General features: G+C 73.5%; 14 protein-coding genes. 4 read left to right on the plus strand and 10 right to left on the minus strand.

All coding sequences use genetic code 11. The features are described 5' to 3' along the window. Positions 1–34 precede the first annotated feature (34 nt). Positions 35–1,303, plus strand: a complete 1,269-nt coding sequence (locus tag VK611_28240) for a hypothetical protein (protein ID HMG45255.1) — start codon at positions 35–37, stop codon at positions 1,301–1,303. 94 nt (positions 1,304–1,397) lie between these two features. On the opposite strand, the gene VK611_28245 is transcribed toward VK611_28240, so the two are convergent. Together VK611_28245 and VK611_28250 are read right to left on the minus strand one after the other, a co-directional pair. After that, positions 1,398–2,054 (minus strand): hypothetical protein, encoded by a 657-nt coding sequence (locus tag VK611_28245; GenBank protein HMG45256.1) that lies wholly within the window; start codon positions 2,052–2,054, stop codon positions 1,398–1,400. A gap of 363 nt (positions 2,055–2,417) precedes the next feature. Then, positions 2,418–2,627 carry a DUF397 domain-containing protein gene (locus VK611_28250; GenBank protein ID HMG45257.1) on the minus strand — a complete coding sequence of 70 codons (210 nt, stop codon included), beginning with the start codon at positions 2,625–2,627 and terminating at the stop codon, positions 2,418–2,420. Between the two features lie 221 nt (positions 2,628–2,848). Between VK611_28250 and VK611_28255 the strand changes: the two genes are divergently transcribed. Further along, positions 2,849–3,682 (plus strand): helix-turn-helix transcriptional regulator, encoded by an 834-nt coding sequence (locus VK611_28255; GenBank protein HMG45258.1) that lies wholly within the window; start codon positions 2,849–2,851, stop codon positions 3,680–3,682. 21 nt (positions 3,683–3,703) lie between these two features. Here VK611_28255 and VK611_28260 read toward each other — a convergent pair whose 3' ends face one another. The 5 genes from VK611_28260 to VK611_28280 all read right to left on the minus strand — a co-directional run bounded on the left by VK611_28260 (position 3,704) and on the right by VK611_28280 (position 7,747). After that, the gene (locus VK611_28260; protein ID HMG45259.1) at positions 3,704–5,131 is read right to left on the minus strand and encodes an MBL fold metallo-hydrolase; all 1,428 of its coding nucleotides are present in this window, start codon (positions 5,129–5,131) and stop codon (positions 3,704–3,706) included. A 70-nt stretch (positions 5,132–5,201) separates the two neighbouring features. Then, complete coding sequence (locus VK611_28265; GenBank protein HMG45260.1) at positions 5,202–5,966, minus strand: ABC transporter ATP-binding protein; 765 nt, start codon at positions 5,964–5,966, stop codon at positions 5,202–5,204. Continuing rightward, the gene (gene cbiQ, locus VK611_28270; GenBank protein HMG45261.1) at positions 5,963–6,733 is read right to left on the minus strand and encodes a cobalt ECF transporter T component CbiQ; all 771 of its coding nucleotides are present in this window, start codon (positions 6,731–6,733) and stop codon (positions 5,963–5,965) included. Before cbiQ ends, VK611_28265 begins: the two co-directional genes overlap by 4 nt. Continuing rightward, entirely contained in the window at positions 6,730–7,053 is a 324-nt protein-coding gene (locus tag VK611_28275; protein ID HMG45262.1) for a PDGLE domain-containing protein, read from the minus strand. Before VK611_28275 ends, cbiQ begins: the two co-directional genes overlap by 4 nt. Position 7,054: 1 nt before the next feature. After that, complete coding sequence (locus VK611_28280) at positions 7,055–7,747, minus strand: energy-coupling factor ABC transporter permease (protein HMG45263.1); 693 nt, start codon at positions 7,745–7,747, stop codon at positions 7,055–7,057. A gap of 103 nt (positions 7,748–7,850) precedes the next feature. Here VK611_28280 and VK611_28285 point away from each other — a divergent pair, with 103 nt between their 5' ends. Next, complete coding sequence (locus VK611_28285) at positions 7,851–8,348, plus strand: Fur family transcriptional regulator (GenBank protein ID HMG45264.1); 498 nt, start codon at positions 7,851–7,853, stop codon at positions 8,346–8,348. Here the strand turns inward: VK611_28285 and VK611_28290 are convergent. Beyond that, positions 8,292–9,833 (minus strand): HAD family hydrolase, encoded by a 1,542-nt coding sequence (locus VK611_28290; protein HMG45265.1) that lies wholly within the window; start codon positions 9,831–9,833, stop codon positions 8,292–8,294. The two genes, VK611_28285 and VK611_28290, sit on opposite strands and share 57 nt — an antisense overlap. 24 nt (positions 9,834–9,857) lie before the next feature. Continuing rightward, complete coding sequence (locus tag VK611_28295) at positions 9,858–10,667, minus strand: DUF4402 domain-containing protein (protein HMG45266.1); 810 nt, start codon at positions 10,665–10,667, stop codon at positions 9,858–9,860. A 161-nt stretch (positions 10,668–10,828) separates the two neighbouring features. Here VK611_28295 and VK611_28300 point away from each other — a divergent pair, with 161 nt between their 5' ends. After that, the gene (locus tag VK611_28300) at positions 10,829–11,362 is read left to right on the plus strand and encodes a copper chaperone PCu(A)C (protein HMG45267.1); all 534 of its coding nucleotides are present in this window, start codon (positions 10,829–10,831) and stop codon (positions 11,360–11,362) included. Positions 11,363–11,382: 20 nt separating this feature from the next. On the opposite strand, the gene VK611_28305 is transcribed toward VK611_28300, so the two are convergent. Further along, positions 11,383–12,234 carry a VOC family protein gene (locus VK611_28305; GenBank protein HMG45268.1) on the minus strand — a complete coding sequence of 284 codons (852 nt, stop codon included), beginning with the start codon at positions 12,232–12,234 and terminating at the stop codon, positions 11,383–11,385. Positions 12,235–12,239: the final 5 nt, after the last annotated feature.

Genomic DNA, 12,239 nt, shown 5'->3' on the forward strand with positions numbered 1-12,239 from the left:
CCAGGGCGGGGACAGGTACTGGGGGGAGAACGAGATGAGTGACGTCCGGTCTGGGCAGGGCGAGCCGCTCCGCGCATTGTTGGCGGCGTTGTCGGGGGCGGCGGGGGTGATCCACCTGGCGATGGTCCCGTCGCACATGGACGAGTGGGCGCTCGAGGGCGTCGCCTTCGCGGTCGCCGGCTGGTTCCAGCTGGCGTGGGCGGTGCTGGTGCTGACCCGCTCCCGCCGGGAGCTGCTGCGCCTCGGCCTCGCCGCCAACCTGCTGTTCGTGGGGGCGTGGGCGGTGACGCGCACCGCGGGCTCGCCGTTCGGGCCGCACGCCGGTCACGCCGAGTCGGCCTCGCTGATCGACCTCACCACCGTCGGCCTGCAGCTGGCGCTGGTGGCGCTGGCGGCCGTCGCCCTGTTCCGGCCGACGCTCGGGGCCGCGCTCGGACGGTCGCTCCCGACCGTCACCGCGACGGCGGCGGTCGTGGTGGTCGTCGCCAGCGTCGCCCTGGCGTCGCCGTCGGCCCGCAACCACGCCCACACCAGCCACGGGGAGCACGGCGACGGCCACGACGAGGCCGCCGGCTCGGGCCACGACCACGAGGCGATGGCCAACCCCGCCGCCGCCAGCACGGGTGACGACCGGGGGCTGTCGTCGCTGCGCAACGGCCACCACCACGAGATCGTCGCCGAGGAGCTCGACGCCGCCACCCAGGCCGACCTCGACGAGCAGCTGGCCGTGACCCGGGAGGTGGCGGCCCAGAACCCGACGGTCGCCGCCGCCGAGGCCAACGGCTACCGCCGCATCGGCCCCTACTTCCCCGGCATCGGCGCCCACTACGGGAGGATGGGCCCGGAGGAGACCAACCGCGCCGGCGTCATGGACCGCACCGCGCTGCTCCACCCGCTGGCCATCATCTACGAGGGCACCGAGCCCACGTCACAGGTGGCCGGCTTCATGTACCTGTCGCTCAGCGACACCGAGCCCGAGGGCTTCGCCGGGCCCAACGACGTGTGGCACTACCACGAGCAGCTCTGCCTGAAGTACCAGCCCGACGGCGAGATCGACGTGCCGTTCGGCCTCGACCGGCAGTCGACCGACGCCCAGTGCCAGGCGGCCGGCGGCAACATCCTGCCGGTGAGCCCCTGGATGGTGCACGTCTGGTCGGCGCCCGGCTGGGACGACGACCCGGACGTCGGCACGTTCGGCGAGGTCCACACCGACCTCACCTGCTCCGACGGCAGCTACCACATGCTGCCGGTCGACCAGTGGGCCGACCACCAGGACAGCATTTGCAGCAACGGCGCCGCCTGACCGCCCGCCAGCCAGGCGACGCCGTTGCTTGCGTGGCCGTGCCTCCCCGGTCAGGAGGGGGGCACGGCCACGCGGTCTCGCGCCGGAGCGACCTTCAGGAGGCCAGCGACGACGTCGCGATCCTCTCCCGCACGTGCGGGTAGGGGTCGTTGCGCAAGAGCTCGGGTGCCAGGTCCATGCAGTCCTGGGCGGCGCCCACCAGGCGGTACCACTGGGCGGGGACGGCGGCGCAGCCGTCGCGCAGCCCCAGCAGGCCGGCGGCCGCAGCGGCGACCCACGGCTCGCACCAGTGGGCGAGGCTGGCAGCCAGGCTGGCCAGCCGGTAGCCGGGTTGGGTGAGCGCCCAGATGCCGGCGTTCACGGCGTCGATCGGGCCGATGCCGCACAGCCGGGGCCGGGTCGGCTGGGAGCCGCTGGCCGGGCGGGTGGCCTCGGCGACGGCGACGGCGATCGGCTTGCAGGTGGCGAGCTCGATCGCGACGGGCACGGTCTGCGCGTCGAGGAGCTCGGAGGCGAGGGTCACGTAGGTGAGGCAGGCGCCCAGCACGTCGGGCGTGGCGCCGGCCGCCGCGGCGAGGAGGAGGGTGTCGTCGACGAGGTCGCTGCCGGCCCGGGCGACCGCCACGGGGAGCAGCCATCCGGTTGCCGGGACGCCCTGGTGGCGGCAGGCCACGTCGAGTGGTGCCTCGGCGTCGAGGTTGTCCTCGTCGGTGACGTAGCTGCGGCCGAGGTCGAGGAGCGCTGCGGTCACGGGTCCCCCGGCCTCGAAGCCGCCGGGCGCGCCGCGCCAGGCCTCAGCTCCGGCGACACCGAGGAGTCCGCCGGTCACGCGGCCTGGGCCGCGAGGAGGCTCTGCGAGGAGATTCACGTCGTTCCGCCACCTGTTGCAACGGCCATTCCCCATCCTTCATGGCTGCTGTTGATACGGATCGGACCTTGCGTCAGCTCTGCGAGTTGCACAGTCCAGAATTACTGACCGTCCTCAGTATCCATCCGTACGGGCCCGACCGCAAGGGTTTCGGCCCTTGGTTGACAGGATTGTCACAAACGGGAAAGGCCGGAGCTGTCGCAGGTGGACGACAGCTCCGGCCAGGTATTTCGGCAGGTCAGACGGCTACCTGCGGTTGAACTCCCCCTTCGAGGCACCGTCGAGGAACGCATCCCACTCCGACGGCGTGAACTCCAGCACCGGGCCCAGCCCCTGCTCCTTCGAGTCGCGCACCCCCACGTAGCCGTCGGCAGCGAAAGCCACCTCGACGCAGTTGTCGCCCGCGCTCGACATGGTGGATTTGCGCCAGTTGGTAAACCTGCTCGGCTCAGTCACCACATCACCCCTTTCCGTACTGACCGGTGACTCGGTCGGACCACTTACCTGTACTGTCCAAACTTCCTGAATGTGCAGTATCTATCGACAGAGGGCATCCTGCAAGTGCAGTCGTTGCACTTTCTGACGTGGGTATCAGTAGCCCGCGCGCGCAAGACCACGTAATGTGCGGGAGAGGCGGCTGTCCGGAGGACCGAATGATCAGCCCTTACGTACGTCGCATGCGACTTGCGGCCGAGTTGAGGTCGCTGCGAACGCAGGCGGGACTCACCCACGAGCAACTGGCGAAGGCGATCGGTCAGAGCCGCGCACAGATCTCGCGGCTGGAGAACGGCCACGTGGTCGACCAGGCCGACATCATCCGCATCCTCGACGCGCTCGAGGTCGACGGCGAGCGCTGGACGCAGATCGTCACCATCGCCCGTGAGGCCGGCGAGCGGGGCTGGTGGGAGTCGAACAAGGCGATGGGCGAGCGCCAGGCGCTGTACGCCAACCTCGAGGCCGGCGCCGAGACCATCCGGGAGTTCCAGATGACGTTCGTGCCCGGCCTGCTGCAGACGCCCGAGTTCACCCGGGCGCGGATCGACGCCGAGAAGCGCTCCGGTCCGGCCGGCTACGCCGCCGACAAGGTGATCGAGGCCCGCAACCAGCGGCAGCGGATGCTGCGCCGTCCCGGCGGGCCCACCTACGAAGTGATCATCGACGAGCTGGCGATCCGGCGGGTGGCCGCACCGCCCGAGGTCCTCAAGGCCCAGCTCTACCACGTCGCCGCCCGGGTCAACGGCGAGCCCCACACCACCGTGCAGGTGCTTCCGATCGAAGCGGTGATCGACGGCTACGCCGTGCCCCGCTCGGCGTTCTCGATCTACACCTTCCCCGACCCGGGCGACCCGGTGGTCGTGGCGGTCGACACCGTCACCGACGACCTGATGCTCACCGAGGAGTCGGCGGTGAAGCGCTACGACGAGCTGTTCACCCGCCTGCAGGCCGCGGCGCTGCCCGTCGACGTCAGCCTCGAGCTGCTGATCAAGACCGCCAACAAGACCCGGACGTAGGCGCCGGGCCGGGCTGCCGGCTCAGGCCGGGAAGCTGCGGACGACCTGGGTGCGGGAGAAGCGGCCGCCGGTGAGGAGGCGGGCGATCTCGTCGCTGCCCTTGCTCTCCAGCGACCAGGCGGCGCCCCAGGGGAAGCACGTGGCCTCGATGGCCCGCTCGGACAGGCCGTCGGCCCGGCCCCGGGCGACCTGGGCCCGCACGCCGGTCAGCCAGTCGAGCTTGCGGCGCAGGGCCTGCTTGGGGTCCTGGCGCACCACCACGCCGGGGACGTCGGGCACGTCGGCGCGCTGGGTGTGGACGTGGCCGTGCGCCTCCACCAGCACCGAGATGTCGAGGTCGAGGAGGCGTTCGAGGGTCGTGACCAGGGCGTCGCCGTCGACGTCCTCGTTCGGGGTGGAGAAGTAGGCGCCGAGGAACGTGTCGCCGGCCAGCAGGACGCCCTCGTCGGGGTCGTGGAACACCACGTGGTCGGAGCTGTGGCCGGGGGCGGGGAGCACGTCGAGGGCACCGTGGCGGGTCGGCAGGCGGTCGTCCACCGTCTCGGCGCTCAGGGGCGACAGCGGCGGGATGTCGCCGATGACCGCCTTGCGCCACCAGGGCAACCGGTAGGGCTCGTGCAGCTGCCGGGCGACGGCCGGCGGGACGACGAGGCGGGCGCCGGTCCGCTCCGCCAGCCATTCGAGGTTGCCGACGTGCTCCTCGTGGGCGTGGGTGGCGGTCACGGTGTCGATCGTGGGGCCGCGGCGAGCGAGGTGGGCGAGGTGACGGTCGATGCTGCGCCGCATGCGGGTGGCGCCCGGGTCGACGGCGACTCCGTCGTAGACGCAGAGGGTGAAGCGCTCGCCGAACAGGATCGGCACGACGGCCGTGGGCAGGCCCGACAGGAAGCAGATCGTGAGGCGGTCGTCGAGTAGGTGGACCTGCCGGCCCCACGTCTGGGCGTAGGCGCCGACCTGGCCGAGCTGGCGGGACACGGTGGCGGCCAGGACGATCGGCAGGCGCAGCAGCAGCTCGGCGGTGTAGCAGGCCCAGAACGGCCCGAACGGCGACAGCGGTCGCGGCTCGACGCCGTGGTGGGGGATGCCGCCTCGGGCCCGGATCAGCTCCCAGCGGCTCTCGGTGACCGCCCGGGTGATGCGCTCGCCCAGCCGCGATCCGGCCCGGGTGGCGGCCAGCCGGGCGACCGGGGCGAAGGCGGGCAGCACTCCGAGCAGGTGGCGGACGGCGGGCCAGTTGGTGAGAACCTCGCCGTCGGCGGTGACGAGGTGGAGGTCACGCAGGCAGGTGAGCTCGTCGAGGTCCGGGTGGAGGGCCTGTACGTCGCTGCGCTGGACCGGCCGGCACTCGGTGGCGCCGAGCCGGTCGAAGAACCGCACCCAGGCGACGCCGGCCTGGCAGACGACGCACTGCTCGTCGTAGAGCACGATCGTCCGCCCCGGTTCCGGCACGGCCGTGATGGTAGATCCCGACCGAAATCTCGACAGGAGTGGTCGCTATGGCGCCACCTCTGTCGAGATTTCAGGTGTGGGTGGGGTGGAAGCCGTAGGGGAGCTCGAGGCGGTTGGCGGCCATGAGCGGGGCGTCGGCGAGGATCTCGGGCGTCGGGCCGTCGGCGACCACCACGCCCTCGTTGAGGATCACCGCGCGGGGGCACAGCTCCAGGGCATAGGGCAGGTCGTGGGTGGCGACGATGGCGGTCACGGGGAGGGACTGGAGGATGTCGGCCAGGTCGCGGCGGGCGGCCGGGTCGAGGTTCGACGTCGGCTCGTCGAGCACCAGCAGCTGCGGGTCCATGGCGAGGACGGTGGCGACCGCGACCCGGCGGCGCTGGCCGAAGCTCAGGTGGTGGGGCGGCCGGTCGGCGGCCTCGGTCATCCCGACGGCCGCGAGGGCGGCGTGCACCCGGCGGTCCAGCTCGTCGCCGCGCAGGCCCAGGTTGGCGGGGCCGAAGGCGACGTCGTCGCGCACGGTGGGCATGAACAGCTGGTCGTCGGGGTCCTGGAAGACCACGCCGACCCGGCGCCGGATCTCCTTCAGGTGCGCCTTCGCCACCGGGAGGCCGCCGACGCGCACCTCGCCGCCGGCTGCCTGGAGGATGCCGTTGAGGTGGAGGATCAGGGTGGTCTTGCCGGCGCCGTTGGGGCCGAGCAGCGCCACCCGCTCGCCCGGCTGGACCACCAGGTCGACCTGGCGGAGCGCGGTGTGCCCGTCGGGGTAGGCGTAGGCGAGGCCCTCGACCTCGAGCGCCGGGGTCGGGGTCGGGTTCGGGGTGGGCACGGTCACGTCGCCAGCCAGGCGGTGAGGGCGGCGGTCGCCGCCAGGGCGGGGACGAGCGCGACGGCGAGCCACTCGCGGGCGTCGGCCCGGTCGTGGGTGGCCGCCGGCAGTTCGCCGGTGAAGCCTCGGGAGAGCATCGCCACGTGGATCCGTTCGCCACGCTCGTAGGAGCGGATGAAGAGCGTGCCCGCCGACGAGGCGACCGCCCGGGCCTGCCAGATCCAGCGGGGGTCGTAGCCCCGGGACAGGCGGGCGATCCGCATCCGCCGGCCCTCGCCGACGATCACCTGGCCGTAGCGGACCATGAAGCCGGCGATCGCCGTGAACGCCCGGGGCACCCGCAGTCGGTCCAGGCCGGTCAGCAGCTCGGCGATCGTGGTGGTCGACGCCAGCAGCACGGTGGCGGCGACGCCCAGGGTGCCCTTCACCAGGATGTTCCAGGCACCCCACAACCCCGGCTCCGACAGCGACAGGCCCGCGACGTCGGTGTGGGGCGCCTCGCCGACGAGCGGCAGGAAGACGGCGAAGGCGACGAACGGCGCTTCGATGGCGAGGCGCCGGGCCAGCGTCGGCAGCGACACGTGGGCCAGGAGGGCGACGGTCGCCACCAGCACCGCGTCGAGGCCGAACACCCAGAAGGCGTCGCGGGGCGTGGCCACCACCGCCAGGACGAACGCCAGCGTGGCGGCCACCTTGGCGTGCGGCCGCAACCGGTGGACGACCGAGTGCCGCGGCAGGTAGAGGCCGTGGGCGTGCCCGTGCCCGCCACTCATGTCGTCTCGCCTTCCGAGGTGGGGCGCAGGCGGCGGATCACGAGGAACAGGCCGCCGGCGAGGGCGAACGTGGCGCCGACGCCGAGGACTCCCGAGAGGCCGGTGCCGAGGCGGTCGTCGTCGACGCCTTCCACGCCGTAGCCGGCGAGGGGGCTGTCCTCCAGGTCGTGCGCCTCTTCCTGCTCGGCGAAGCCCTCGTCGATGGCGACCTTGTTGAGGCCGTCGGGCTTGCTGCTGGCCTCGGGGCTGACGAAGAAGGCAAGCGCCAGCGCGACCAGCAGGCCGGCACCGACGAAGACGGCGAGTCGGGTGCGGCCCATGTCAGGCACCTGCCTTCGCGGCCACGGGTGCCGGCGTGGGCCGGGGCACCAGGTCGGTGGCGCCGTGCACCAGGTCGGGCCGCACCGCGATCACCGCGCTCACGGTCATCGCCGTGATCAACGCCTCGCCGATGCCGATCAGCACGTGGACGCCCACCATGGCGGTGGTCACGCGGTCGACCGAGGCACCGCCCGTGCCCCCGAGCGCGTACTCCAGGGCGAACGCCAGCGACGCCAGCACGACCGACAGCAGGGCGGCGACGCCGGAGGCCGCGGCGACGCCCGCCCGGGTGGCCGGCAGGACGCGGCGGGCCAGCACGAACAGCCCGTAGCCGGCGAAGGCGCCGACCAGCGCCATGTTGAGGACGTTGAGGCCGATGGCGGAGATGCCGCCGTCGGCGAACAGCAGCGCCTGCACCACCAGCACCACAGAGACGCACAGCGCCCCGACCCACGGCCCGACCAGCACGGCGGCGAGCGCCCCACCCAGCAGGTGACCGCTGGTGCCCCCGGCGACCGGGAAGTTGAGCATCTGCACGGCGAACACGTAGGCGGCCACCAGCCCGGCCAGCGGGGCGAGCCTGTCCTCCAGCACCTCGGCCGAGCGGCGGAGGCACACGGCGAGCCCTCCGGCCGAGACCGCGGTCGCCGCCACCGACGTCGGCGCGTCGACGAAACCATCGGGAATGTGCACGACCCCTCCCTCTCTCGCGTGATTACTGCAACTCTGTCGCAGTAGCTTCGTAGTGGCAAGAGCGAATGGATGACGTCTTCTGGTTACGATCGGTCGGGTGGACATGCCAGCCCCACAGGTCGACGCCGTGCTGCAGCACATGCGCGAGCGCGGCGGCCGGGTCACGACGGCGTTGCGGGGCGTCGTCCAGGTGCTGGCCGAGACCGAGGAGCACCTGACGGCGGCCGACCTCGCCGACGCGGTGCAGCAGGCGCACCCGGCGATCCACGTGTCGACGATCTACCGGGCGCTCGACCGGTTGGCCGAGGCGGGCATGGTCACCCACCTGCACGTCGGCCACGGGCCGACCGTGTACCACCTGCACGGTGACCACCACGGCCACCTGGTGTGCGGCCGCTGCGGTGCCGTGCGCGACGTGCCCACCGCGGTGATGCAGCCGGTGACCCGGCGGGTCGCCCGCGACTACGGCTTCGCCGTCGAGCCCAGCCACCTCGCCCTGGGCGGCCTCTGCTCCGACTGCGCCGCGGCCGCGGCGTCGGCCACGTCAGCGGGCGAGCCGGTGGGCCGGCGGTCGCACCGACCCGAGGCGCCGGATCCGTAGGCCGTTCAGTCCGACCGCGGCGGCCGACACCACGGCGAGGACGAGCGCTGGGGTGGGGCCGAGGCGGCCCAGCACGGCGAGCGGGAGGGCGGCGAGGTTCAGACCGACGGCGAGCGCCACGTTCTGCCGGGTCAGGCGGGTGACGACACGGGCCCGGCGCAGGGCGTCGACGGCGGCCCACAGGTCGGGCTCGACGAGCACGTCGGCAGGGGTGTCGCGTTCGGAGGCCGCCGTCGCGACGATGCGCCCGTCCTGGCGGAGCTGAGCGACGACCCCGGCGGTCGCTTCCGGCAGCACCAGCGGGACCACCTTCGTGACGCCCACGGCGTCGGCCATGGCGGTGGCCGCCAGACGGTCGTCGCCGCACGCCAGCACCGGCTCGATCCCGAGCGCGGTCAGCGCGGCCACGGCGTCGGCGGCGGTCGGGCGGGGCGGGTCGCCCACCACCAGCACGGCGCGCACCGCGTCGTCCCACCCGACGAGCAGGGCGATCTGCCCGGCGGTCTCGGCGGCGGTCCGGGCCGTGGCCAGGTGCTCGGGCAGCTCCCGGGCCCAGGCGGTGACGAAGCGCTCCCGGCCCGCCACCACGATCGTGCCGTCGACCACGCCCCGTACGCCCAGGCCGGGGCGATCGACGAGGAGCTCGACCTCGGCCAGCGGCAGCCCCCGCCGCTCGGCAGCCGCCACGACGGCGTGCGCCACCGGGTGCGGGCTGCGCCGCGCCAACGACCCGACCAGCCAGAGGATGTGGTCGGGATCGGCGTCGGCGGCTAGCGCCACGTCGACGAGCCAGGGCTGTCCCGTGGTGAGCACCCCGGTCCGGCGGAGCACCACCGTGTCGACCTGGGCCGCCAGCGCCGCCGCCTCGCCGTCGACCCGCCGGGCAAGGAGGAGGCCACTGGGACCGGCGAGCAGGAGGACGCTGGTCGCGGTGGCCGCGGCGACCGGCAGCGGTGCCCCGGCGGCCAGCCAGAACCCCGACGCCGCCGCGGCGACCAGGGTGAGGGGCACCAGCACCGACACGGCCCGCTCCTCCGGCGCCACCACCCGCCGCGGTTGCCAGCCGGCCGGCAGGCCCCGGGCGTCCCGCCGCTTCCGGACGGGCTGCGTCGGCGGGTTGGTCGCCACGGCGAGCCAGGCGAGGACGACCGAGACGGCGGTCGACCAGGGGAACGACGCCACGATGGCGAGCGAGGCGGCGAGGTCCACCGAGGGGGTTGCCCGGCGGAGGTCGTCCCAGGCCCGCCGGTGGACGGGCGCCGCGGCCCAGACGACGACCGGTGCCGCCAGGACCAGCGGCAGCCAGGCGATGCCCACCAGCGACACGGCGACCGCCGCCAACGTCAGCGCCGTGACCGCCACCAGCCGGGCCCGGGCGGCGGCCCGGTCCGCGGCGACCCACGCCTCGCCGGGGTCGGTGCGCACCTCGGCCGCGCGGCGCACCGCAGGAGCGACGACCTTCAGGGGTCGCAGGGTGGGGAGCATCGGTTCCTCCTAGGAAGCGCGCACCTATGGAACGTGCACGGTGAAGGCGGCGGTGTGGACGGCGGCGGCGTGGGCGAAGTCGAAGAAGAGCCGGTAGTCGCCCGGGGTGGGGAGGTGGAGCATGAAGACGCCGTCGTCCACCGGGTGGACGTGGGCGTAGGTCAGCTCGCCCGCCTCGACCGCCACCAGGTGGCCCGATGCGCCCAGGTACGGCTCCAGCTGCACGGGCGCTCCGTCGCGGGCGACGGTGAGCGTCACGGCGGTCGCCGCCCCCGCGACCGGCGTGCCGGTGAGGGTGACCGTGTAGCCGTCGACCGTCAGCGTCGGGCCGGTCTCGAACAGGGGGTTGACGACCTCCAGCTCCGAGTCGAGCGTCAGGTCCGGTCCGCCCCGGACCGCGAAGCTCGCGAAGGCCCGGTACGAGCCCGAGACGAGGGCCGGCAGGCCGACCGTCCACGTGCCGTCGGCACCGAGGGTCGGGTGGAGGTGGTGGTAGGTCGCCAGGTCGTGGGACACCACCACGAGGTGGAGGTCGCGCTCGTGCCGGGGCTCGAAGCCGAGCACCGGATGGCCGTCGGGCCCCACGATGCGGAACGCGAAGGCCTCGTCGGGCGCTCCCGTCAGCGCGGTGGTCGTCGACTCGAAGCGGTAGGCGGCCGACTCGAGCGCGTGCCGCGGCGCGTGCTCGTGCTCGGGTGGCGACGGGGGTGGCGGCGGCCGGAACGGGCCGACCTGGTGGCCCACCACGGCGCCACCGCTGAACCCGGTCGCCACCGCGACGGCACAGACCGCGAGACGCAACCCCGGCCGGTGACCGGCAAACCGTAGGTTCATGACCCTCCCGTAGCGCAGCGGCTCGAACACTGCCCGTGAGATTCAGCCGCTACTCGCGAAATCCCGTCGAATCGGCCGATCGGTCCTCCGGCCTCACCTACTCTCCGCGTAGTGCGACCGTTGCGCTGCGTAGCAGAGCCGGCTGGCCGGAGAGGCGGAGGATGAGCGGGGCCCCGGGGCGCGGCCGTTCGTCCGTTCCGCTGGTCGTCCTGCTCGGGGTGGTAGCGGTCGCCATCCTCGGCGCCGGGGTGGCGCTGCTCGCGAACGGCACCGACGACGAGCCGGCCGCGGGCGACGAGCAAGGGACCGGCAGCGACAGCGGCGGCGGCGTCGTCGTCCGCGACGCCTGGACCGCCCCCAACCAGGGCGCCACCGCGGTGTACCTCACCGTCGACAACCCGGGCTCCGACGACCGCCTCGTCGCGGTGTCGAGCGACGTCGCCGAGTCGGCGGCGCTGATGGGCGGCGACGTCGACATGGCGCAGGAGAGCAGCGGCGACGCGGTGAGCCTGGTCGTGCCCTCGGGCGAGACCGAGCTGCGGCCCGGCGCCCCGCACCTGATGCTCCAGGGCCTCGCCGCGCCCCTGCAGCCGGGCACCACCTTCCCCCTGCGCCTCGACTTCGAGGACGCCGGCCCGATCGGGACCGCCGTCGAGGTGGTCAGCTGGGACGAAGCCGCCGACCGGGAGGGCTGAGCGTCAGGGGCGTCAGGTCGTCAGGAGGGAGGGGTGTACGTGTTTACGGTGAACACCGCGCCTGCGGGGTCGGTGAGCGTCGCCATGGTCGCGTTGCCGGCGTCGAACGGCGGGACGATCACCGTTCCGCCCAGTCGGGCGGCCAGGGAGGCGGTGGCCCTGGTGTCGGTGGCGCTGAACGTCACCGACCAGTGCGCCGGCACCTCGTCGCTCGTCGTCGTCTCCAACCAGGCGATGGCGTCGGCGAAGCCCTCCGGCGCCCCCTGGTCCGCCTGCCGCTCGCGGAGGCCCGGCTCCAGGGTGGCCAGGAAGTCGCCGTAGTCGGGCAGGCAGAACATGGTGGCCTCGAAGCCGCCCAGGCTGATCGTCCGCGCCTCCCACCCGAAGACCGCGGCGTAGAAGGCCTTGGCGCCCTCGGGATCGCCAGTGGCGAGGTTGCTCCAGTTCCACGATCCCGGGGCGTTGACGACCTCGGCCCCGTGGAAGCTGCCCGGCTGCCACAGGCAGAAGGTCGCGCCGGCCGGGTCGGCGACCACCGCCATGCGGCCGACGTCGAACACGTCGAACGGCTCCGAGATCACCGCGCCGCCGGCCTCGCTCACCCTGGCAGCGGTGTCGTCGGCGCTGTCGACGGTGACGTAGGTGTGCCACATCGCCGTCGGCGGCGTCCCCTCGGACTGCGACCCGACGGCGGCCACGTCGAGGTCCTCCAGGTGGGCGACCAGGTACTGGCCGGGAGCGTCGGGCGGCATGCGGTCGTTGAACGTCCACCCGAAGAGGGCGCCGTAGAACGCCGCCGCGGCCACGGGATCGGGCTGGGTGGTCTCGACCCAGCTGGGCGTCCCGGCGGGGTAGTGGTCGCGCACGAGCATGGGGG

The organism is Acidimicrobiales bacterium, from assembly GCA_035316325.1.
Classification (GTDB): Bacteria; Actinomycetota; Acidimicrobiia; order Acidimicrobiales; family VFJN01; genus DASXTK01.